The organism is Phyllobacterium sp. SB3 (assembly GCF_040009165.1).
Taxonomy (GTDB): domain Bacteria; phylum Pseudomonadota; class Alphaproteobacteria; order Rhizobiales; family Rhizobiaceae; genus Phyllobacterium.
The window spans coordinates 26,423-48,827 of sequence record NZ_JBDYKI010000011.1; the positions used below are offsets into that span (position 1 = coordinate 26,423).

The 22,405-nt window shown below is 53.1% G+C and carries 20 protein-coding genes and 1 pseudogene; 11 read left to right on the plus strand and 10 right to left on the minus strand.

All coding sequences use genetic code 11. The features are described from left to right. Positions 1-21: 21 nt before the first annotated feature. Positions 22-1,854 (minus strand): ABC transporter ATP-binding protein, encoded by a 1,833-nt coding sequence (locus ABKW30_RS26475; RefSeq protein ID WP_348601950.1) that lies wholly within the window; start codon positions 1,852-1,854, stop codon positions 22-24. A 10-nt stretch (positions 1,855-1,864) separates the two neighbouring features. Continuing rightward, positions 1,865-2,452, minus strand: coding sequence for a winged helix DNA-binding protein (locus ABKW30_RS26480; protein ID WP_348601951.1), 588 nt, complete (start codon positions 2,450-2,452; stop codon positions 1,865-1,867). Positions 2,453-2,572: 120 nt separating this feature from the next. Here ABKW30_RS26480 and ABKW30_RS26485 point away from each other — a divergent pair, with 120 nt between their 5' ends. Genes ABKW30_RS26485 through ABKW30_RS26495 form a run of 3 tightly spaced genes read left to right on the plus strand, consistent with a single transcriptional unit; the run spans position 2,573 to position 6,547 of the window. After that, the gene (locus ABKW30_RS26485) at positions 2,573-6,184 is read left to right on the plus strand and encodes a hydantoinase B/oxoprolinase family protein (protein ID WP_348601952.1); all 3,612 of its coding nucleotides are present in this window, start codon (positions 2,573-2,575) and stop codon (positions 6,182-6,184) included. Then, on the plus strand, positions 6,185-6,400 hold the full coding sequence (locus ABKW30_RS26490) for a hypothetical protein (RefSeq protein ID WP_348601953.1): 216 nt from the start codon (positions 6,185-6,187) through the stop codon (positions 6,398-6,400). A 3-nt stretch (positions 6,401-6,403) separates the two neighbouring features. After that, entirely contained in the window at positions 6,404-6,547 is a 144-nt protein-coding gene (locus ABKW30_RS26495) for a DUF5076 domain-containing protein (RefSeq protein WP_348601954.1), read from the plus strand. 212 nt (positions 6,548-6,759) lie between these two features. On the opposite strand, the gene ABKW30_RS26500 is transcribed toward ABKW30_RS26495, so the two are convergent. Continuing rightward, positions 6,760-6,936 carry a Flp family type IVb pilin gene (locus ABKW30_RS26500; RefSeq protein ID WP_348601955.1) on the minus strand — a complete coding sequence of 59 codons (177 nt, stop codon included), beginning with the start codon at positions 6,934-6,936 and terminating at the stop codon, positions 6,760-6,762. Positions 6,937-8,196: 1,260 nt separating this feature from the next. Continuing rightward, entirely contained in the window at positions 8,197-8,598 is a 402-nt protein-coding gene (locus ABKW30_RS26505; protein ID WP_348601956.1) for a hypothetical protein, read from the minus strand. 17 nt (positions 8,599-8,615) lie between these two features. Between ABKW30_RS26505 and ABKW30_RS26510 the strand changes: the two genes are divergently transcribed. Together ABKW30_RS26510 and ABKW30_RS26515 are read left to right on the plus strand one after the other, a co-directional pair. After that, the gene (locus ABKW30_RS26510) at positions 8,616-8,882 is read left to right on the plus strand and encodes a hypothetical protein (protein ID WP_348601957.1); all 267 of its coding nucleotides are present in this window, start codon (positions 8,616-8,618) and stop codon (positions 8,880-8,882) included. 1,839 nt (positions 8,883-10,721) lie between these two features. Then, on the plus strand, positions 10,722-11,015 hold the full coding sequence (locus tag ABKW30_RS26515) for a hypothetical protein (RefSeq protein ID WP_348601958.1): 294 nt from the start codon (positions 10,722-10,724) through the stop codon (positions 11,013-11,015). 146 nt (positions 11,016-11,161) lie between these two features. On the opposite strand, the pseudogene ABKW30_RS26520 reads toward ABKW30_RS26515, so the two are convergent. Both ABKW30_RS26520 and ABKW30_RS26525 read right to left on the minus strand, forming a co-directional pair. Further along, positions 11,162-12,143 (minus strand): annotated as a pseudogene (locus tag ABKW30_RS26520) (IS630 family transposase). A 307-nt stretch (positions 12,144-12,450) separates the two neighbouring features. After that, positions 12,451-12,810 carry a hypothetical protein gene (locus ABKW30_RS26525; RefSeq protein WP_348601959.1) on the minus strand — a complete coding sequence of 120 codons (360 nt, stop codon included), beginning with the start codon at positions 12,808-12,810 and terminating at the stop codon, positions 12,451-12,453. Positions 12,811-13,366: 556 nt separating this feature from the next. Between ABKW30_RS26525 and ABKW30_RS26530 the strand changes: the two genes are divergently transcribed. The 3 genes from ABKW30_RS26530 to ABKW30_RS26540 are packed head-to-tail and all read left to right on the plus strand — an operon-like array spanning position 13,367 to position 14,221. Further along, on the plus strand, positions 13,367-13,531 hold the full coding sequence (locus ABKW30_RS26530) for a hypothetical protein (RefSeq protein WP_348601960.1): 165 nt from the start codon (positions 13,367-13,369) through the stop codon (positions 13,529-13,531). Between the two features lie 57 nt (positions 13,532-13,588). Beyond that, on the plus strand, positions 13,589-13,843 hold the full coding sequence (locus tag ABKW30_RS26535) for a DUF4167 domain-containing protein (RefSeq protein WP_348601961.1): 255 nt from the start codon (positions 13,589-13,591) through the stop codon (positions 13,841-13,843). Positions 13,844-13,897: 54 nt separating this feature from the next. Further along, entirely contained in the window at positions 13,898-14,221 is a 324-nt protein-coding gene (locus tag ABKW30_RS26540; protein ID WP_348601962.1) for a hypothetical protein, read from the plus strand. A 23-nt stretch (positions 14,222-14,244) separates the two neighbouring features. Here ABKW30_RS26540 and ABKW30_RS26545 read toward each other — a convergent pair whose 3' ends face one another. Next, on the minus strand, positions 14,245-14,898 hold the full coding sequence (locus ABKW30_RS26545; RefSeq protein ID WP_348601963.1) for a GntR family transcriptional regulator: 654 nt from the start codon (positions 14,896-14,898) through the stop codon (positions 14,245-14,247). 207 nt (positions 14,899-15,105) lie between these two features. Here ABKW30_RS26545 and ABKW30_RS26550 point away from each other — a divergent pair, with 207 nt between their 5' ends. The 3 genes from ABKW30_RS26550 to ABKW30_RS26560 all read left to right on the plus strand — a co-directional run bounded on the left by ABKW30_RS26550 (position 15,106) and on the right by ABKW30_RS26560 (position 19,510). Then, positions 15,106-16,521: a malonyl-CoA decarboxylase gene (locus ABKW30_RS26550; protein WP_348601964.1), complete on the plus strand. Its 1,416-nt coding sequence runs from the start codon at positions 15,106-15,108 to the stop codon at positions 16,519-16,521. Continuing rightward, complete coding sequence (locus ABKW30_RS26555; RefSeq protein WP_348601965.1) at positions 16,518-18,044, plus strand: malonyl-CoA synthase; 1,527 nt, start codon at positions 16,518-16,520, stop codon at positions 18,042-18,044. The genes ABKW30_RS26550 and ABKW30_RS26555 overlap by 4 nt, the downstream gene beginning before the upstream one ends. A gap of 113 nt (positions 18,045-18,157) precedes the next feature. Further along, on the plus strand, positions 18,158-19,510 hold the full coding sequence (locus ABKW30_RS26560; RefSeq protein WP_348601966.1) for an SLC13 family permease: 1,353 nt from the start codon (positions 18,158-18,160) through the stop codon (positions 19,508-19,510). A gap of 47 nt (positions 19,511-19,557) precedes the next feature. Here the strand turns inward: ABKW30_RS26560 and ugpC are convergent, their stop codons facing one another. Genes ugpC through ABKW30_RS26575 form a run of 3 tightly spaced genes read right to left on the minus strand, consistent with a single transcriptional unit; the run spans position 19,558 to position 22,381 of the window. Beyond that, on the minus strand, positions 19,558-20,628 hold the full coding sequence (gene ugpC / locus ABKW30_RS26565; RefSeq protein ID WP_348601967.1) for a sn-glycerol-3-phosphate ABC transporter ATP-binding protein UgpC: 1,071 nt from the start codon (positions 20,626-20,628) through the stop codon (positions 19,558-19,560). Between the two features lie 19 nt (positions 20,629-20,647). Next, positions 20,648-21,472 (minus strand): carbohydrate ABC transporter permease, encoded by an 825-nt coding sequence (locus ABKW30_RS26570; RefSeq protein ID WP_348601968.1) that lies wholly within the window; start codon positions 21,470-21,472, stop codon positions 20,648-20,650. Between the two features lie 9 nt (positions 21,473-21,481). After that, on the minus strand, positions 21,482-22,381 hold the full coding sequence (locus ABKW30_RS26575; RefSeq protein WP_348602058.1) for a sugar ABC transporter permease: 900 nt from the start codon (positions 22,379-22,381) through the stop codon (positions 21,482-21,484). Positions 22,382-22,405 lie beyond the last annotated feature (24 nt).

Here is a 22,405-nt window from a genome sequence, read left to right on the forward strand (position 1 = left end):
CATCATTGGTTGAAAACGGATCTAGATTGCACCCGCTACAAAATGGCCCGGTGCGATTTCCTTGCGCTCGAAAATAACGGGCTCATCGCCGACATGGCGAATAGGACTGGGAATTTCACCTTCCAGCATTGCGCGGTTACGCGTGCGCGAAGGGTCGGCGATGGGAACAGCCGAAAGAAGGCGCTGCGTATAAGCATGCGTCGGCGTCTCGAATATTTGCCGTCTGGTGCCTATTTCCACAACCTGGCCGAGATAAAGTACTGCGACGCGATGGCTCATCTTTTCGACCACCGCCATATCATGGCTGATAAAGAGATAAGCCAGACCTTGCTGCTCCTGCAGCTCCATAAACAGGTTGAGAATTTGCGCTTGTATGGAGACGTCCAAGGCTGAAAGCGCTTCATCCGCAATTATGAGTTTTGGATTGGATGCCAAAGCGCGAGCGATACAGATGCGTTGGCGCTGCCCTCCGGAAAACTCGTGCGGGTAACGGCTTGCATGGGCGCTGGTCAACCCGACCCGCTCCAGCAACTCGTCAACCCGTCTGCCGATAGCTCTCCCGCCATCAATCAACCCATGTGTGCGGATCGGCTCGGCGATGGAAAAGCCCACAGTCTTGCGTGGATCAAGTGATGCAAAAGGGTCCTGAAAAATATACTGGATTTGCTGCCGCAATCTTTGCCGGTCAGCGCGGCTCATCGACGAAACCGGATGCCCGTCAAAAAGGATCGAGCCGGATGTAGCCTGCTGCAATTGCTGGATTGTTCTGCCTATCGTGGATTTTCCCGAACCTGACTCGCCGACGAGAGCCAGTGTTTCACCGGGATAGATGTCAAAGCTGACCTTCTCGACTGCATGCACCCGGTGGGTGACACCTCCGAAAATGCCCTTCTTTATGTCAAAGCGCGTTACAAGGTCGCGCACTGACAATATTGGCGAGGCGGTATAACGAGCAGTATCCTGCACATGCTCGCCACCAACCAGGCGAGGCGTTTCGCCATCCATAACCGTGAGGGGCAATCGCTTTGGAAAATCCTGCCCTTTCATGCTGCCGAGTTTCGGTACTGCGGCCAACAAGGTCCGGGTATAGGGATGCCGGGGTTTTGCGAATATCCGGGCTATCGGGCCTTCCTCGACCTTCTTGCCCTTCCACATGACAACGACGTCATCGGCCATTTCGGCAACAACACCCATGTCGTGGGTAATGAAGATGACGGCCATGCCAAGTTCGCTTTGCAGCTCCCGGATAATAGTCAGTATCTGCGCTTGAATGGTCACATCCAGTGCCGTGGTCGGCTCGTCGGCGATCAATAGTTTTGGACGACAGGCGAGCGCCATCGCAATCATTACGCGTTGGCGCATCCCACCGGAAAGCTGATGCGGATAACGGTCGAGCAGTTCGGCGGCATCCGGCAAACGAACCATGTCCAGCAACCGAATGGCCTCATCTCGTGCAGCCGCCTTGGTCATGCCCTCGTGTAATACGAGGACCTCGGCGATCTGATTTCCGATCGTGAAGACCGGATTGAGCGAGGTCATCGGCTCCTGGAAGATCATGGCGATTTCTTTACCGCGAATGCCACGCATGGTTTTTTGTGTAGCGGCGGTCAGATCGACGCGGCCAGCGCCACTCTCAAACAAGATTTTACCGGTCGGGAAGGTTCCGCCCATCATATCCGCCAGACGCATCACCGACAGGGAGGTCACAGATTTGCCCGATCCGGATTCACCGACAATGGCAAGTGTACGCCCTGCCTCGACGGAAAAACTTAGCTCGTTGACGACGCGCGATGAACCAAATTCAACGGAAAGACTCTCTACGGTCAGGATCGGGGCGGAAGTAAAATCGGTCAAACAACGATCCTCAAAGCGTGGTGGCTGCGCGCGCGGCCTGATCGTAGGCACCGGAGAGAAAACGCAGAACTGCAGCAATCTCAGAAAGCGTATCTTCCGCCGGCCGGGCATTTGTCGTGGATGCCACGAACAACCGCTCGCGTATCTGCGCATAGCGCATACAGGCGTCCGATCCCTTGTTTGTAATCTTGATGGTTTTCTCTTTGGCGGCCTTGCCGGTAGTAACAAGTCCGGCAGCTTCCAATTTACGAATCGCATAGGTAGCGACGTGTGTGTCTTCAATATCCAGCACAAGGCAAATGTCCGCGAGCTTTTTTTCGCGTCCCCGATGGCGCACCGAGTGCAAAATAAGAATTTCGGTAGCCGAGAGCCCCGGCAGTCCGGCAGCGGCCATACAACGTACCATCCAGCGTGAAAAGGCATGCGATGCCAGAATCATGCCGTATTCCACTTCGGACAGGCCGGGCGAACCGCCCTCGGCCAAATGGGCAGATGACACAATAGGTCCGATTGACGAAACGGGCCTGAGGTGCCTCGGCAGTGCTGTCGCAAACTGCTCTGTCTCCGCGGTTTCGCTATCTTTCGGACCAGCCGTCATTCCACTTGCCTCCACCTCAACGATTTTATATCATCATTTTATCGATATATTGTCAATGACAGTTCAGTCTATTAATTGAGCATGCTTACAAATGTGGCAGGCAGACAAAAGGAACACAGAATGAGCGTGGGAAGCTGGGATTTCTGGGTCGATCGTGGCGGCACTTTTACCGATGTCATCGGTCGTGACCCGCAAGGAACCCTGCACGCCAGAAAAGTTCTGTCAGAAAACCCTGAGGCCTATAATGACGCTGCTGTCCACGGCATTCGTCAACACCTCGGACTGGAAACGGGCGATACCATCCCAGCTGGCCTTATAGGTGAAGTGCGCATGGGTACGACCGTTGCAACCAATGCCCTGCTGGAACGCAAGGGGGAGCGGCTGGCGCTTGTTGCCACGAAGGGTTTTCGTGATGCGCTGCGTATTGGCTATCAGGAGCGCAAGAATATTTTCGCCACCGAGATTATCAAGGCCGAGGCGCTTTACGACAGGGTCGTCGAGATTGATGAACGTGTTCTTGCCGATGGAACAGTTGAAATTCCATTTGACTCCGACGCAGTTCGTGCGGCTCTTAAAGCACTCAAAGAGGATAGTTATGACGCCCTCGCCATCGCGTTTATGCATGCGTATAAATTTCCGGAGCACGAAGCAAAAATAGCTGTAATTGCGAGGGATATGGGATTCTCTCAAGTCTCTGTCAGCCATGAAGTCTCGCCGCTGATCAAGTTGGTCGGGCGCGGGGATACAACGGTCATCGACGCTTATCTATCCCCGGTTTTGCGTCGGTATGTAGAACAGGTCTCCAGAGAACTCGATGTTGCCCGTACCGGCGCGCGCATCATGTTCATGATGTCTTCCGGTGGATTGACTGCCGCCGATATGTTTCAGGGCAAGGATGCCATCCTGTCGGGACCTGCGGGCGGTGTTGTCGGCCTTGCCAAAACGGGCATAGAGGCGGGATTTCCCAATGTCATTGGTTTTGACATGGGTGGCACATCTACCGATGTGGCGCATTTCGACGGCGAATATGAACGCGCTTTCGAAACCGAGGTAGCCGGCGTACGTGTACGCGCGCCGATGATGCTGATTCACACGGTGGCGGCAGGTGGCGGTTCGATCCTGCATTTCAATGATGGCAGGTTCAGTGTCGGACCGGATTCAGCCGGTGCAAATCCTGGACCAGCCTGTTATCGCAACGGTGGCCCGCTCGCTGTCACAGACGCGAACGTCATGGTGGGCAAACTCATTCCCGCATTTTTCCCGGCCATCTTTGGCCCCGGCCAAAATGAATCACTCGATATTGATGTCGTCCGTCGTAACTTTGCGCAGCTTGCTGACGACATCGGTGATGGACGAACGCCCGAACAGGTGGCCGACGGATTTATACGCATCGCTGTTGCCAATATGGTCGAAGCAATCAAGAAAATTTCAGTACAACGCGGCTACGATGTGACCCGTTATGCCCTGAGCTGTTTTGGTGGCGCGGGTGGTCAGCACGCCTGTCTTGTTGCCGATGCGCTTGGAATGAAAAGCATTCTTGTCCACCCAATGTCCGGCCTGCTTTCGGCCTACGGCATGGGACTTGCAGATATAAGAGCAACGCGTCAAAAGGCACTTGGCATCCCATTGGATGACAATGCCCCTGCCCGGCTCGCCGCCATGGGCAAAGAGCTGGAACGTGAATGTTTGGCGGAACTTCAAGCGCAGGGCATTAACCGCTCCGCGATTGCTACTTTCGTCCGAGCACATATCCGCTATGCGGGTACGGATACGATACTCGGTGTGGAAGCTGTTTTTCCCACCCGCGATAATGCAACGCGGCTGCGCCGGGAATTTGAAATACTGCACAAGCGTCGCTTCGGCTTCGTTGCCGAGAACAAGGCTCTGGTTATCGAGGCGGTCGAGGTTGAAAGCGTTGGCGGCGGAAGCGAGCAAACAGAAACTGCGGTTGACACCTTAACAACGGGCGAGCCACGCGCCATCACGCACAATCGCATATTCTCGCAAGGCAAGGCCTGGGATGCTCCGGTGATTTTGCGCGAAGAAATGCAAGCCGGGCAACGATTGACTGGCCCTGCCATCATCATCGAACCAAACCAAACCATAATCATTGAAGACGGTTGGCAAGCCGAGCTGACAGCGAAAAACCACATCATTCTCAAGCGCATCAAAGCGTTGCCGGGTCAGGTTGCTATCGGGACAAAAGCCGATCCGGTCATGCTCGAAATATTCAATAATCTGTTCATGTCCATTGCAGAACAGATGGGCGTAACGCTGCAGAACACGGCTTACTCGGTCAATATCAAAGAGCGGCTGGACTTCTCCTGCGCTGTGTTTGATGCGGAAGGCAATCTTGTGGCCAATGCTCCGCATATGCCCGTACATCTGGGGTCCATGGATGCGTCGGTGGCCGCAGCAATTCGTGAAAACCCCGTGATTCGTCCGGGTGACGTCTTCCTTATAAATGCTCCCTATAATGGTGGTACTCATCTTCCTGACTTGACCGTATGTACTCCCGTCTTTGATGACAGCGGCCAGACAATCCGTTTCTGGGTAGCAAGCCGTGGGCACCACGCCGACATTGGCGGTATCGCCCCGGGGTCCATGTCACCTTTGGCAACGACGATCGAAGAAGAAGGCGTTTACATCGATAACTTCAAACTCCTGGACCAAGGACGTCTCTGCGAGGATGAACTGGCAGCACTTTTGACCGGTGCCAAATATCCGGTGCGCACCCTGCTGCAAAACGTCAATGACCTGAAGGCGCAAGTGGCTGCGAATGAAAAGGGCGTAGCTGAACTACACAAAATGATTGCCCATTTCGGCGAAGATGTTGTCGAGGCCTATATGGGCCATGTACAGGACAACGCGGCAGAAAGTGTACGACGGGTCCTCGACCAGCTTCAGGATGGCAGCTTTTCTTATGAGATGGATCAGGGTTGCAGCATTGTCGTCAAAATATCCGTCGACAAAGCGGCACGCGAAGTAACCGTAGACTTTACCGGCACCTCCGAGCAGAGACCCGATAACTTTAATGCCCCTCGCCCCGTAACACGCGCTGCCGTACTTTATGTCTTCCGCACGCTGGTACAAAGCAACATACCCATGAACGCGGGTTGCCTTCGTCCGATCAGGATTATTGTTCCGGACGGGACAATGCTCTCGCCTGAATATCCGGCGGCAGTCGTTGCGGGCAATGTCGAAGTCAGTCAGGCGGTAACGAATTGCCTGTTCGGTGCTGTCGGCGCGCAAGCCGCGGCACAAGGTACGATGAACAACCTGACATTTGGCAATGAGGAGTATCAGTATTACGAGACCATTTGCTCCGGAGCACCAGCTGGCCCCGGTTACAACGGGGCAGATGCAATTCATACCCACATGACAAATTCCCGGCTGACGGATCCTGAAATTCTGGAAACCCGTTTCCCGGTCATTCTGGAGGATTTTCATATCCGTCCGGATTCGGGCGGCAAAGGAAAATGGTCGGCAGGCAATGGGACGCAGCGGACAATTAGAGCGCAAAGAAAACTGGATTTTGCAATCCTTTCCGGTCATCGTCGCATCGCCCCATTCGGCTTGAAGGGGGGCGAGCCGGGACAAGTCGGGGCCAATTTTGTACGTCGGAACGACGGGCGGACAGAGCCTTTGGGCGGCTGCGCCCATACAGTTCTGGAGGCTGGAGAGGCGTTTACCGTCGTTACTCCAACGGGCGGCGGTTACGGAAAGCGGTGAGTGTTTGAAGCACAGATCGTTCTGGTGCTGCCGGATCGCCGGAAGTTTAGCGATCGGCAGTACCCTATCCGACGCAACCGACGATCTTGGAAAAAACTTGCCCCTCCAACAATTACAAAGAAGACAAAAGCAGTTGAAATTCTGCGCCTTTGGGCGCATCTGCACGCTCCGCAAGAAATAATTTTAAAGACAATGCGGGAAGATCCCGGCGCATGAGGCATGATACTTGCTGATGTGGCCCGTCATGCTGCTAAGGCCCATGCATCGCAAGGTTGGTCAGAGGCCGATGCATTGGAAAGAATAAAACAGTTTTGTCAGGACGAAGTTGCAGCGTCTGCTGATGTGCAGAATAAGATCGAATAATCCATCTGCGCTACGAAAAAGCGCCGCCCATTCCGAAGGACAGAGCGGCGTTGATAACATGTACTGAGATGAAAAAAGACCGCCCGAAGGCGGTCTGAATTTAGAGCTACCAAACAGGACGAAAGGTAACTCCCAGATAAATCAAGATGCCAAATATCAACAACAAGCTAAGATTTGGTATCCGGGGCTGCAAAAGCAGCCCCAAATATTAATTACTTGTTGGCGTCTTCAAGCTTCGTGCTGATTGTGCCAAATGTTTCGCCGATGTTTGTGCCGAGCGTTGTTGCTGCGCCGATGATGGCAACAGAGATGAGCGCTGCGATCAGGCCGTATTCGATTGCAGTCGCGCCAGATTCATTCTTGAGGAAACGTGTGAAGAGATTTTTCATTTTCGGGACCCTGTCAGATTATGTTGCTGTTATCGGTTTCGTTGAACCGTCGTGAACATAGATCGGCAGGACTTGCCCAGTTCTTAACTCGAATGGTTACCGAAAACTATCTGATTTTGTTGATTAATCGGCTATTACAGAGGATGATTAAATCTAATTAAATTGGTTCCTATTGTGTGGTCGCTAGCCGCTCTCTATCCGTTCCAGCCAATAGCGATGGCAGACGCCGGAATATGTCTATTCCAAACGTATGATGGCTTGATTTCGCCCGGTCAGCAATGGATTGTGCCACTGTTGACGGGGGGTAGCGATGCTGGGTCGATTGCTTGTTGTTTTGATAGCCGTTTGCACCGCCTCGCTTGCTATTGCAGACAGCTCGTGTGCCGAAGTGAACAAGATCTACAACGACAGCAGAAGTGCTAGCCGATACCAAGTAACCCAATTTTGGACGCCGCCCGGCGGCACTGCAAGTAACTTTTTAACCGAAGTAAGGTTCAACGGCCGTGATTTGTTTGAACGCGATCAAGGAGGTAACTGGCGGAAGGTTCCCCGACAATACGTTTCAGTCGACACCAGCTATCCAACATTTTCAAGTTGTGTCCGACAACCCGACACAGTAGTCGGGGGCAAAAAATCCTTACCTTTACCGGTGATTGGCAACGGGGCCGACGCAGAGCAACATTTGTGCTTGGAGCAATGGCGGAGACCGGCCTTCTGATCGACATCACACGAGTAATGACACTGACTATCAGGATACTCCTTTGGACACGAGAGGGGTAACTGCAGTCGACAAATTTACATACGACCGCTCTGCACCTAATCCGACATCGTATCGATGAGGAGTAGATGCTTGTTGCGAAATCGCTGCTCTCCTATCGCGTTCAATTCGCTGCAGCCGATCTAACGCAATCAGCACCGGCATCTGCGACCGGGGCTTGATCGTCTGGCTGTAGTGTGTTCATTTCCTTGGGCTGGTTTTTACCAAATCGCCAGTATGAGGCCCGGACCTAATTTTCCCCTAGAAAATCCCGGTGCCGGGCCTCATTTTCATCAAGGCGGTGGTATTGCTTGGCGTCTGTCCCGCTTGATCCTTTCAAGCCGATCTAACACCTGCATGTTCAGATCACGCTGGCCAAAGAAACCGGATTGCGTTTGTTTGATCTCATCAACCTGTCGCTGAAGATTCTGATTGTCTGCAATCCGGGCTTCTCTGTCAGATGCAAGCCGGGCATGGTAAGACTGCCAGACGCGCTCATGTTCCTACCGCGGCACCTGATCGGCTTGGAAGGAGTTGATTGAATTCTCTATCCTTGCCTGATCTTCTGCCCCCTTTTCTGCCTCCAGTCCATTTCCTGACGGGAAACCATGCGTTCGAAGATCGTCAAGAACAGCAGATTTCAGATCGGTCGTTGTCGTGTTAATCGGCCAATACGCCAAACCGCCCAGTAATGTGCAGAAGGTCAATGCAACCCCGAGTGCCTGCCACTGCGGTTTATTCGTTTCTGCAATGGTGGTCGACAATGCCGAGATCGAATTTCTCGTCTCATTCGCCAATCCACCAAGGGCTGTTTCCATTTTCTTGAAGCCGGATCGCATTTCCGATTCCAGGTCAGTCTGGCGTTTGCCAAGATTTGTGACACGCTCGCCAAGCTGAGCCTGCATTGCATCTTGGTAGTTTGATGTACATCGCCCTCGCCCCGATATCGGTAGTCGCCACCGCTGGCCTCGCTGCCGTTGCCCATGCGGTTGGCATGGGCACGGTTTGCGATCCGCTCGGGCTTTCGGGCGTATTCCTTGGCTTGTGCCGGGGTGAGATACTTCGGAAAGGTGTTCAGAAGCCCTTCAGCCGAATAATTCAGGTTTTCCTTGATCGGCTGCATGGTGGCGCCGGTTTCGTGACAGGACGTGGCGAGGTCACAAGTCAGAAACTCAACCGGATCGGCTGAGCAGTATCTGTCCCAAGTGTCCAGACGCTGCAAGCCGTTGACCTGCCCCTGAGATGAGGACGTGTCGAATAGTCCGGAGTCGCGTTTGCGCAGCCCCGCATAAAACAATGCGCGATCCATGGGGATTTCCTTGTTGTGGAATTGATGTATGTTGGTAGTGCTGATTATGGGTCAGCAAGAGATCCCGTCAATCTCTCGTTTGGGATGATGGTTCAGACTGCGGCAGCCGATAAGCCCAAAACTTCATCAAGAACCGGTCTGCCGCTTGGTGTATTGGCAGGCCGGTTTTGCTTCCCATTCCGATTATCTATTGTTATGAATTCTTCTGCTGGACTCCGCGAAGAACAGTAGAGGCTTCGGTGCCAATCAGTCATTCATCCGAGGATGCCGAAGTTTCAAAGTCGAGGCTCGGGGATATCTGTCGTAGGAAGCAGGTGGAACCGGACCCTGACCTTACACTCCAGCTAAACAAATTGTGCTACGTTGGCTGACTTGAATGTTTCGTGCATTTGGACTTAACTGGTCTGCGCCATCCCCCTTAGACGGCGTTATCCCAGCGCTGATTTTGAACTAGCCCTTCTTTGGCGCTGGGATTTCTTCGCCCGGCAATCCGACGCATGGGTGATTTGCTTAATGAGGGAACTGAATAAACTGCCGCGAGTTAATACCGTGCTGGCATGGGTAGATACGTGTCGGCAGAGGTCCTGATGCCGATTTTGCCAGGTTAACCCCCTCTGCGGTATCAGGCCTCACCGATATTTTTTTGGAACAAACTGACGACGTTCGCATTTTGAGGCTGTAACTTCGATGTTACCCCACCATCGGAGCTTCAATCTCCAAGATTGATACGAGCAAACTCAACCCGGTCTTTTGCGCCGGGTTTTCTTTCTTTGGCATAATGTTTCTTGAAGCTGTCACACGGCAGGGTTTTACTGGTTTGTACCAGTTCCCCCGAGCTGGATTCATCCCAGCGCTGATTTTAACTAGCCCTTATTGGCGCTGGGATTCCCTCGCCCAGCGATCCGACGCAGCGTTCTGCTGTCAGTTTCATGGTAATTTCCTTTGAATTGCCGTTAAGGCGTCACACTGGATATGCAACATCATCCAGTCGGTTGGGTGGACTGCCTACCGAGAGAGGCTCGGGGATATCTGTCGTAGGAAGCAGGTTGAACCGGGCCTCGACCTTTCAATGTCCAGCTAAACACATTGAGCTATGTTGGCTGACCTGAAGGTTTCCTGCAGATGGATTTAAGAAAGTCATCGGACATGACCAATTCGCCACCAAGGGACGCTCTCGGATCAATCATCTAATCCCCGAAAGGAATATCACATGGACAAGGACTGTCATATTCAACTTCGTAAGTGATTGGTTCGCGAGAAGCTCAGCCGATGAAAACGTCCAGCGGTCTATCCATGGTAATATCCTATGTCGCCGTCCCGTTCCTGTGGTTAACGTCGCATCGCCCCATTCAAGGACTGGCTTTACGCTAATCAAGAAGCGGATAAGGCAGATGATAAAACCCCGTCCCTTGTACTGGAGATTGCGGGGAAACACCTTCGGCGGAAGAATTGGAGGGTAAAACACCCGAAGAAATTGAGGAGATGATCAAAAAGAAGGGGTGGAAGGGTAAACCAACAAGCAATGGACAAGCCGTTAGATACCCGAACCCAGCCAAACCGGGGGAGCAGATTAGAGGACGCCAACGGCATTCCGGGAACTTCACGACCTGAGCTTCATGATGCACCTTATGGCATTATTTCCAAGGGCGGCTCGAAGACAAGATTTGGATTGAAGTAATGGTAAAATATAAAATACAAGACCGTATAAAGGATAGTCTTATGGCAGATGTCATGGGATTATATGAAGTTTACTGGGAAGTCCCTGGCGGGGAGGTAGAGGATAGTTTCTTTATGCTGAAGAAAGAACTTGCATGGAATGATGTTGCAAATACTGTAAACGAAATGCTGTATAGAAATGAAGTTATTTTGAAATTTATTTCAAATGGTATAATATCAAATATAAATAACAATGAAAGAAGTGTTATAAATAACAAAGAAAATTGGCTACCTTTTGATATATCAAAAGGTAGCGGATATATATTATTGCTGCCTCCTGCAAGATATGAAAAATAATTACAGAGAAGAATTTCATACTAATGGTTGGTTTATGAATCTTCATGGAATAATGCCCCTGTATGAGGGGTCACTTTCATCCAAACGGGCCTCCTTCGATACGGGGTTAGGGTGACAACAGCTTAACCTAGATCGGGTCCACTTGATCATGGATCATATCCGCATGCCGCGAAGTCGTTCGCACATTGGTCAGGTTTGAACAGCGCAACAACCTTGCCGACAGCCTCCCACAGGGCGTCGATGGTGCGTTCAGCCTTTGCGCGCATGATGACCTTGAGTTTTGAGAATGCCATCTCGACGGGATGAAATCGGGACTGTATGGCGGCAGATAACGCAGTTCTGCGCCTCCTGCCTCAATTGCCTTCCGGATACCTGCAATCTTGTGAGCAGGTTTCCGGCGGACAAACACGGGTCCTGTCCATGTTTGTTTATCCGCCTTCAATATCCATGATCATGATGTCGCCGGGGGGTGAGTGTTGGCACCAGAACCTGCTCGACATATGCGCGAAAAGCGTCTGCATTCATTGCGCCGTCCAGCACCATAGGCGCAGTCATCCCTGACAGACGAAGCGCACCGGTAAACGTGGTTGTCTTCCGGTGGCCATTCGCTATGCCCGCGCGGCACCGTTCGCCCCGTTTCGAGCGACCACGCAGACGCGCCATCTTCGTACTGAGGCCAGTTTCATCGATGAAGACGAGCTTCCCGGGATCGAGGTCGAGTTGGCCGTCGAACCAGTCCTGCCGCTGCTTCAACAGGCCTGGCCGCTCCTGCTCCAATGCATGTGCGGTCTTTTTTGTACGTGAAGCCGTGCCCGCGCATCCAATTGTTCAGGGCACTCCGGCCAATCCGCACGCCGTGTTCGTCCGCCAGGCGCGTGACCATCTCGTTGAGCGTGATATCCTTTCGCTTCTCGATCATGCCAACGATGAAACCTTCAGGGCCAGCCAGGCTTGAGCCTCGCCGCCGTCCCGTCGCCCGCGCTTCCAACTCGTCCTCTCGCGCGCGATCCAGCGGATCGCCGTCGAAGCCGCCATACCAAACCGGGCCGCCGTACGGCGCGCCGACAAACCCTCGCTCGATGCCTTTAAAACGCGAACACGTAGATCGCCGCTCAATGCCCGTCCCATCAAATGCCTTCAAGGAAGGCCGAAGCGATTTCGTATGAAGGGTAATAGGTATGAAGGGTAATAGGGAAGTTTATCGTCGTCCTTGAGATCGCGCATGACTTCATCGATTGCCACTCTGAGAGATGCTTTTGATACAGCATTTGCAGGCATGCATGAAATTGGACGGAAGGTAGCTAAAAGCGGGACCGGGGATAGTGTGAAGATGATGTGTGCATTAGGGCGATGTTCACGAATGATTTGCTAGACCCGCATCAGGTTTTTGCGATTTTCTTCTGCTCCAAGAACACGAAACCCGTGGCGCTCAGCATCAAACTTCTGGTTTGGAATAGCACGCCAGAAAATCTCGACCGTGGGCTTGTCGCATCAGACTTCGGATAGACCAAGGGTAAAGATGAATACATCGGTCTTCGAATATTTCGCGGGTGTTGTCCTTGATCTCATCGGAGACTTCGACTGCCGCGCCCTTGTCGTTATGCCAGCTTTCAAGTTTTGGAGCCTGGTTGTTAAAGGCCCATTCAAACTGTTGAACGGGGGTCGCAGAATTGATGATGCCCTCGCCCGACCTGATTACGTGTGAGTTCAAGCCCAACTGCTGGCCGAAAATGCTGGAGCTCTCAGCAACCAGAAATTTCGTAACCTCCATGGTGAAACAGCTATCAAACGCCATTATGTACTTGTCTTTTGTAATAAAGGGTGTTGAGGGAAATCATCCCTGATCGACGTACTTCTCCACCGTGTTGGGTTCAGACAATGCAGACCGAATAGGATCGTCGTCCCGTTCCCGTGGTCATCGCCGCATCGCCCCATTCGGCTTAAAGGGGAGCCGGGACAAGTCAGAGCCAATTTTGTACGCCTAAATGACGGGCGGACAGAACCTTTAGAGGGCTGCGCTCATACAGTTCCGGAGGCTGGAGAGGCTTTTACCGTCGCCACTCCAACCGGGGGCGGTTACGGAAAGCGGTGGGTGTTTAAGCACAGATCGATCCAGCGGTGTGCTGTCGGATCTCCTGAAGTTTCGCCATCCCTTGATAAAATTTTGGTACTCACCATATACGATAAGTCGACCCGGATAACCGGGCTCTCCTGCAGTTCATAGAACGCGGAAGATTTTTTAAGAGCGTCGATGACTTTTGTCATCCGAATGAAGCTCGAAAGTTTAACCCCAATCGACAGATTATCAGCAACGATGCTGCTCAGGTTTCTGACGCAGCCAATGGATTAAAATGCACATTATTATCGAAACCAGATACAACCCTGGCTTACCCAAGCCGCTTTACCGTTCTCGCAATGTTTTAAAACAGACCCTGCAAAATAAAACAGATGAGCGGCAGTCCTCGGGTTTCACCCGGGAAGAACTTCGCCGGATCGTCGCCGAGCAGATCGACTGATTGCTCATGCACGCTCAACCAGACAAGAGTCCAAATCATTCAGGAGTTGGCCGCAAAATGGCCCACATCAACAAAACTACTACGAACACTGACGGTTCCCGGCCAGATCGCTTGCGTAACATCGGACCAAACAAACACAGGGGCAACTCGTCCCCTGCCCGCAACCAGAGCGCAAAGTTGAATTACGAGCGCTATTTGAGCCAGGCTCAGGCTGAAGCGCGTTCCGGAAATCTTGTCGAGGCGGAAAACTGCTATCAGCACGCCGAACACTATTTCCGGACAATCAACAATCGAATGATTGCGTCTCATTGAAGTCACGTCATTATGGTAGAAAGGATGTCATAATGAGTTTGAAGGGAAAATCTCATGACTCGCATCGAATACAGACTGCACGCATTCGATCTTGCCAGCAGACGCGGCTTTGCCGACGGAAACATGTTCGGCCATCTTTTGCGGGAAAAACTTGGCAAGTTTGCGCCTGACAAACGCGCCGTCCTTGTGGAATGCGTCAAGCGATACCTGATGCCCGCCATTCCCAGACGATTGATCACGACGCTCTCGCGCACGCATAATCCCATCCGCATCGCCGACACTGAAACTGTCGATGATGTGGAGGATATTACCGTAGCAATCCCGGAGGATCTGGTGTTGAAAGTTGCTGCGGAACTCTCATCCATGCAGAAGCCCTGAGCTTGACGATCCTGTCTTTCAGTTCAGCGCTGCCGGGCGAGAGTAGCAACCAGATCGCTGAAGCGGTCCCCCTGAACTGCAATATGCTGGCGAAGAAGGCTGCGTGCTGATTCAGCTTCGCCTGACAAAATAGCATCGACGATGGCCGCGTGCTCGCTGAACGAAGTCTTCATCCGGTTGCGCACACGCAATTGCAAACGTCGATAAGGGCGAAGGCGACGGTGAAGAGCAGCGCATTGCTCGATCAGAAAGCTGCTGTGGCTGGCGGTATACACGGCGTAATGAAAAGTCTCGTTGTCGTAATAGTAGGTGTCGCTGTCTTCGGCATTTGCGGAGCGTTCGCACTTTGCGTGAGCGGCCAACAGTTCCGCCCGATCGGTATCGGTATGGCGACGGGCTGCCAGAGATCCGGCCATTGCCTCCAGTTCAGCCATGACCTCGAACATCTCGTAGATGCGGTGCGGTGCCGGATCAATGACGACAGCGCCACGTCGTGCCCGGATTTCGATAAGTCCTATGGCACTCAGCTGCATCAGGGCTTCGCGTACGGGCGTTCGTGAAACACCGAAATGCCTGGCCAGCTGCATTTCATCCAGTCGTTCACCTGGAGAATATTGATTGGTCACAATACCGTTTTCGATTTCGTCTCTCAGTCTTTGTACGATGTTTTCGGCCATAGCTGTCCCTGTAATACCAAAATCCAATTCTTGTATACAAAACAGTTGACTTTACATACAAGGAAGGCAAGATTACATATAACACTGCACCAAAAGGATTGAAACAAACGAAAATTCACGCTGTGCGGATGGCAATTATAAAACGCATACCCCACGTGAATGGACGACAGGTTTCATCTCAGGCCACTTCGATCAATGGAAACTCTGATGACTGGCACATCCTTTTTCAGCGACATGCTGCAAACAATCACGGAACGCGGCCGCAAATTATTGTCCTTTGCGCCCCGTGCACCCCTGGCGCCGGGCACCACAAATATCGAGAATCTGTGCGAGATGCTGCTTACCAGCCGGGGCGAAGCTTCCGGCATGGCACTGGCGGCACAAATCCTTCAACATTGGTCACGCCTTGACGAAAAAGGGCAACGCGACTTCATGCTCCTGCTTTTCGACAGGTTCGGCCCCGACGAAGCACGTCTTGATGCCGCCATCGAGACTTATCATTCAAGTCGCACGCCGCGCGCGGTCCTCGCGTTGCATCAAGCGGCCGAGCCTCGCCGGCAGGAGCTGATCCGGCGCCTTAACCTTGCGCCAAATGGCATCTCGACCCTTGTCGGCATGCGTGAGCAGTTGTTGGCTTTCAAAGCCGATACGCCGGATCTGGAAGCTGTCGACGCCGATTTTGCTCATCTGTTTGCATCCTGGTTCAACCGCGGTTTTCTTATTCTCCGTCCGATTGACTGGTCAACGCCAGCTCACATTCTGGAAAAAATTATCCGTTACGAGGCCGTGCACGAAATCAGCGACTGGGACGAACTCCGTCGTCGTCTTGCGCCCGCTGATCGCAGATGTTTTGCTTTTTTCCACCCGCAACTTGCGGAGGATCCTTTGATCTTTGTCGAGGTGGCCCTGACGAGGGACATACCGGAATCGATATCGGATGTTCTGGATGAAACGCGTTCACCGATAGCAGCCCAGGATGCAAAAACGGCGGTTTTCTATTCCATATCCAACTGCCAGGCAGGGCTGCGGGGAATTTCCTTTGGTAATTTCCTGATCAAGCAGGTTGTCGAAGATCTGCGTCGTGATTTCCCCAATCTTGAGACCTTTGTCACGCTTTCACCCGTACCGGGTTTTGCAAACTGGCTTTCCGGGGAAAGACTGGCAGAATATTCCGACCTGCTCGGTGACGAGGATAAACAGGCGCTTCTGATATTGGACGATGCTGACTGGACTGCAGACCCAACCCTCGTAACGGCTGCCAGAGAAGCATTGCTGCCGCTTGCGGCATGGTACTTCGTCAATGCCAGAACATCCGATGGACGTCCGCTTGATCCCGTCTCGCGCTTTCATCTTGGCAATGGTGCAAGGCTTGAGCGGATAAACTTTCTTGCAGACCGCTCAAATCGCGCAATGCGACAGGCTCATGGGCTGATGGTCAATTATCTCTACAAGCTGGATGATATCGAAGCCAATCATGAAGCATTTGCTCAGCGCAATGAGGTTGTCGTCGCCCCGCCCATCCGCAAGCTTCTCCGCCGCGACCGGTCGGCGAAAAGCCCGGCCCCGGCAACTGGCAGGAATCGCGAAACCGGGAAGGCCGCAAGCAAGGAGTTGAGTGCATGAGCAATCACCTGTTTGACGCCATACGAAGCTCCATCACGAGCACCGGTTCCGTTTTCATGGAAACCGACGCTGGCCGCAACTGGACATATGGCGATATGCTCGACTGGTCGGGAAAGATCGCCGGTGCACTTGATACGCTTGGTATACGTCCCGGTGACAGGGTCGCTGTGCAGGTGGAAAAGAGTGCAGAGGCGTTGATGCTCTATCTCGCCTGCGTGCGCTGCGGAGCAGTCTATCTGCCGCTCAACACGGCCTATACGTTGGCAGAACTCGACTATTTCATAAGCGATGCTGAGCCTCGCCTTGTGGTTGCAGCACCGAAAATGGCTGAAGGTATCCGATCGATAGCCGTAAAATATGAGGCACTGGTCGAGACACTTGACGAAAAGGGCGATGGCTCGCTGATGGATCTGGCAAAGGACGAAGCGGCCGATTTTATCGATGCATCAAGGGCATCCGGTGATCTGGCTGCAATCCTTTACACATCCGGCACGACCGGGCGGTCAAAAGGTGCAATGCTGACCCATGACAATTTGCTGTCGAATGCGTTGTCCCTGCGCGAGTGCTGGCACTTCACCTCGAAAGACAGGTTGATCCACGCCCTGCCGATTTTTCATACGCACGGCCTGTTTGTCGCTACAAACGTGACCCTTGTGTCCGGTGCCTCCATGTTCCTTCTGCCGAAATTTGACTCCGCACAGGTGCTTTCCCTCATGCCCCGTGCCACCACAATGATGGGCGTGCCAACCTTTTACGTGCGGCTGTTACAAAATGAAGGGCTGAACCATGCTGCAGTTGCTGGCATGCGCCTTTTCATTTCAGGTTCTGCCCCATTGCTTGCAGACACCCATCGCGCATTTCGGGAACGTACCGGCCAGGCCATTCTCGAACGGTACGGCATGACCGAGACCAATATGAACACATCCAATCCCTATGAAGGACCAAGGATAGCTGGAACCGTTGGCCTCCCGCTTCCCGGCGTGAGCGTGCGTGTTGCCGATCCGGAAACTGGAGCACCGCTCGCCGGGGACGAGACAGGCATGATCGAGGTCAAGGGACCGAATGTCTTCAAGGGATATTGGCGCATGCCGGAGAAGACGAAATCCGAATTCCGCGAGGATGGTTTCTTCATCACGGGAGATCTGGGCAAGATCGACAGTCAGGGATACGTCCATATTGTCGGCCGGGGCAAGGATCTCGTAATTTCCGGCGGCTACAATATCTATCCAAAGGAAGTCGAAAGCGAAATCGATATGCTTCCCGGCGTGGTCGAGAGTGCCGTCATTGGCATTGCCCACCCAGATTTTGGTGAAGGCGTAACGGCAATCGTCGTAAGACGGTCCGATGCCAAAATCGACGAGAAGACGATCCTCGGCGCGCTGAACGAGCGTCTCGCCCGCTACAAGCAGCCGAAACAGATAATCTTTGTTGATGACCTGCCCCGCAACACTATGGGCAAAGTGCAGAAGAATGTTCTGCGCGAGCAATATAGCGGCCTCTATAGCGCTCGCGCGAATGCCTGATCCAACTGCCATCGGAGGATGGCACGCATAAAGAGGCGTTGGGGGGAGCTCACGCCAAAACAACGAGGAAGAATATGGCTTGCCGAGGCGGGCCGTAGAGGGAGGATATTGCCGTGAATATTGAGATACTGTCGATACTTGTCCTGATTGGCATGTTCGTTATTGCAACGATCCTGCCCATCAATATGGGGGCACTTGCGTTTGCTGCCGCGTTCATCGTCGGCTCTCTCATCATGGGGATGAGTCCCAACGATATTTTTGAAGGCTTTCCGAGTGACCTTTTCCTTACACTTGTCGGGATCACCTATCTGTTTGCCATCGCCCAGAACAATGGCACCATCGACTGGTTGGTCGAGCAGGCTGTGAAACTGGTGCGTGGGCATATGGCGCTCATACCGTGGGTCATGTTTCTGGTCGCAGCGATCATCACCGGCTTTGGAGCGCTTGGACCGGCGGCTGTTGCCATTCTTGCGCCGGTAGCACTGCGTTTTGCCACCCAATACCGCATCAGCACGGTCATGATGGGATTGATGGTCATTCACGGTGCACAGGGCGGAGGTTTTTCTCCCATCAGCGTTTATGGCGGCATTACCAACCAGATTGTCGAAAAAGCCGGCCTGCCTTACGGTCCGACGTCGCTGTTCCTGTCGAGCCTGTTTTTCAATCTGGCCATTGCAATTATTGTCTTCTTTGTTTTTGGCGGCTGGAAAAGCCTTCGCGAACACGCAACTGCGACAGGGCCTGATCCTGATACACATACAGCCGGGATATCGCGCGCCATTGTCGGTCATGGCGGCACGCCGGCTTCACCCGCCTATCATCGCAGCGATGTGTCGCCATCCGGTGCGCATATCCCGTCAAGTGAAGGCTTGACGAGCGAGCGGCTTATGACATTGGTGGGCCTGACGGCTCTTGCTATCGGTGCGCTCGTCTTCAAATTCAACGTCGGCCTTGTCGCCATCACCGTTGCCGTCGCTTTGGCACTGTTATCGCCCAAGACGCAAAAGGCCGCGATTGATAAGGTAAGCTGGTCAACCGTTCTTTTGATTGCAGGCATCATCACGTATGTCGGCGTGCTGCAGAAGGCAGGAACTGTCGACTATGTGGCTTCAGGCATATCGGGCCTTGGCATGCCGCTTCTGGCCGCTCTGCTCCTGTGCTTTACTGGCGCAATCGTATCTGCCTTTGCTTCTTCCACAGCATTGCTGGGTGCGATCATTCCGCTCGCAGTGCCGTTTCTCATGCAAGGCCATATCAGTGCCATTGGCGTGGTAGCGGCCATCGCGATATCGACGACAATCGTTGATACAAGCCCATTTTCTACAAATGGCGCTCTTGTTGTCGCTAATGCTCCTGAAGCCGAACGGGAAAATGTTCTGCGAAAGCTTCTGATCTACAGCGCATTCATTGCCATCATTGGCCCCGTTATTGCCTGGCTCGTTCTTGTGGTACCCGGCATCGTTTAGTCGGCAATCATACCACTCTCTCAAGCCGCCATGGTCCGGCGGCTTGATTAATTCTTGCGGGCATTATCAATCCGTACGCCGCTTGCTGCATCAAACAGATGGCTTGTATCTGGATCGATTGACACCTGAATGCTGTCACCCGGCTTGATCGACAGTCTGTCCCGAAACAGGCATGAAGTTTCCTGATCACCAATTTTTCCGACGACCATGATCTCGGAGCCCGTTGGCTCTACGACATCAACGTCAATCTTTATGCCCTTGTCGGCAATCTTCATGTGCTCGGGCCGGATGCCATAGATCGCAGCATCTTCCGGAGCAGATGACACGCTGTTCGGCAATGGCAGCTTGATACCATCGGGTGTCAGAAAGGCACCGGCCCTTACGTTGCCCTTGATAAAATTCATGGCCGGTGAACCAATGAAGCCTGCGACGAAAATATTCGCCGGATAGTCATACAGATCGAGCGGCGTTCCCACCTGTTCAACCAGGCCATCTTTCATGACAACGATCTTGTCAGCCATTGTCATGGCTTCTATCTGATCATGGGTCACATAGACGATGGTCGTGCCAAGTCGCTGATGCAGTCCTTTTATTTCACTGCGCATCTGAACGCGTAGCTTTGCGTCGAGATTGGAAAGTGGTTCATCAAACAGGAAAACCTGCGGATCACGCACAATGGCGCGGCCCATGGCAACGCGCTGGCGCTGACCACCTGAAAGCTGCCGTGGAAACCGGTCGAGCAATTTCTCCAGTCCGAGAATTTCGGCGGCGCGTCCCACACGGCTGGCCTTCTCTTCCTTTGGCGCGTTCTTGAGCATCAGCGCGAAACCCATATTGTCGGCAACGGTCATATGGGGATAGAGCGCATAATTCTGAAAAACCATGGCAATGTCGCGCTCCTTTGCCGGAAGGTCATTGACCACCCGCGGACCGATGGAAATTTCACCGCTGGTGATTTCTTCAAGGCCTGCAATCATACGCAGCAAGGTCGATTTACCGCAGCCTGACGGCCCTACAAGAATGACGAATTCGCCATCGTCGATGTCAACCGAGACGCCATGCACGACATCAACATTGCCATAGGTCTTTTTAACGTCCCGGATGGAAACGGTGGCCATTTTGAAACTCCATTTGGTGTCAGCCGCCCTTGACGGCCCCGGCAGTCAGGCCGGCGATAATCTGGCGTTGTGCAAAAACCGTCAGCAGCAAAACAGGCAGTGTTACGACAAAGGCCGCGGCGGCCAGCGGCCCCCAGCTGACCTGTTCGAACGACAACATGTTGTAGACCGCCACAGGCAGCGTCCGCGTTTCACGGCTCGCCAGAACAATGCCGAAAACAAAGTTGTTCCACGAAAAGATAACCGCCAGGATCAACGACACCACCACGCCTGGCCTGGCGATCGGCAAGGCCACCATGCGGAACACCTGCCATGACGTAGCGCCGTCGATCATGGCAGCTTCTTCCAGTTCCATCGGGGTTGTCTCGAAATAACCGATCATGATCCAGATGACGATCGGTACGGTCACCACAAGATGAATGATGATTTGCGGCCACAATGTACCGAGCAGTCCAAGCCATTGAAACAGCAGAAACAATGGAATGAGGTAGGACAGCCCCGGCGTCATGCGGGCGATCATGATGACAATTGCTGATTTGTCGGCTCTCAACCGGGCAATGCCGTAACCGGCAGGAACACCGACGAGCAGTGCCAGCAAGGTTGCGGTGCCCGTGACGAGCAGGCTGTTCCAGAAGTAATGCAGAAAATCATTGGTAGCGAAAATATCGGAATAGTTCGACCATGCAAATTGCCCGGGGATGAAAATGGGCGGATAGGCCCCGTTGTCGATTTCATATTTCAGTGACAGCGACAGCATCCACAGGAAGAAGAATATCGCCGGTGACACGATCACGAAGACGATGAAGATCGTCCCGAGTATTTTTAACGGACTGCGGCGCGCCATCCTGGTTCCTTAACTGTTCCACTTTGTCCGCTGGCGCAGATAAAGCAGCGCCAGAGACATGATGATGATCACGATGAAGAAAACGACAGCTATCGCCGACCCATAGCCGATATCGTAATAGGCGAAGGCAACGTTATAGAGATAGATATTGATCGTCTCCGAGGCGGTGCCCGGCCCGCCCTGCGTCATGGCGAAAATTATATCGAAGCTTTTCAGAGCATCGATTGATCGTATGATGACGGCAACCATCATGAATGGCAGTATCATCGGCAAGGTTATGTAGCGGAATTTCTGCCAGCCATTCGCGCCATCAATCTCGGCACTCTCGAACGGGTCACGCGGCATGGCGGCCAGTCCGCCAAGAACGATGAGCATCACCAATGGCGTCCACTGCCAGGTTTCAACCAGCACGAGTGAGGGTATCACCGTATTCTGGTTGAAGATCCATTCCTGCGGGCCTATCCCGACAAGGGACAGGAGATAGTTCAGCACCCCCAGCTGTGGATGGTACATCATCGTCCATACCAGAGCCACGGCCACCGGAGTCGCCATCATCGGCATCACAAAGATGCCCCGCAACAACCCGCGCATGGGCAGTTTGCTGTCAAAAACCAGGGCTGCAACGGTGCCCAGGAAAAGCGGCGCTGCAACCGACAAAACCGTATAGAGCACGGTGTGGCTCATCGACTGCCAGAACCTTGCATCACCGGCGAGCCGAACGAAGTTTGCCATACCGACAAAACTTTGTTCGCCGCCAAGATGCCACTCATTGACACTCATCCACAAAGTGAATGCCCAGGGAAAAATGATAACCGCCCCGACAATGACCAGAGCAGGAATGACGAATGGCCAATAGCCTGGCGTCAGCCGGTTTTTACCGGCCTTCGGCATTTTTGCCTTGGTGGTCATGGTTGTCGGGGCAGTCGCTGTCAT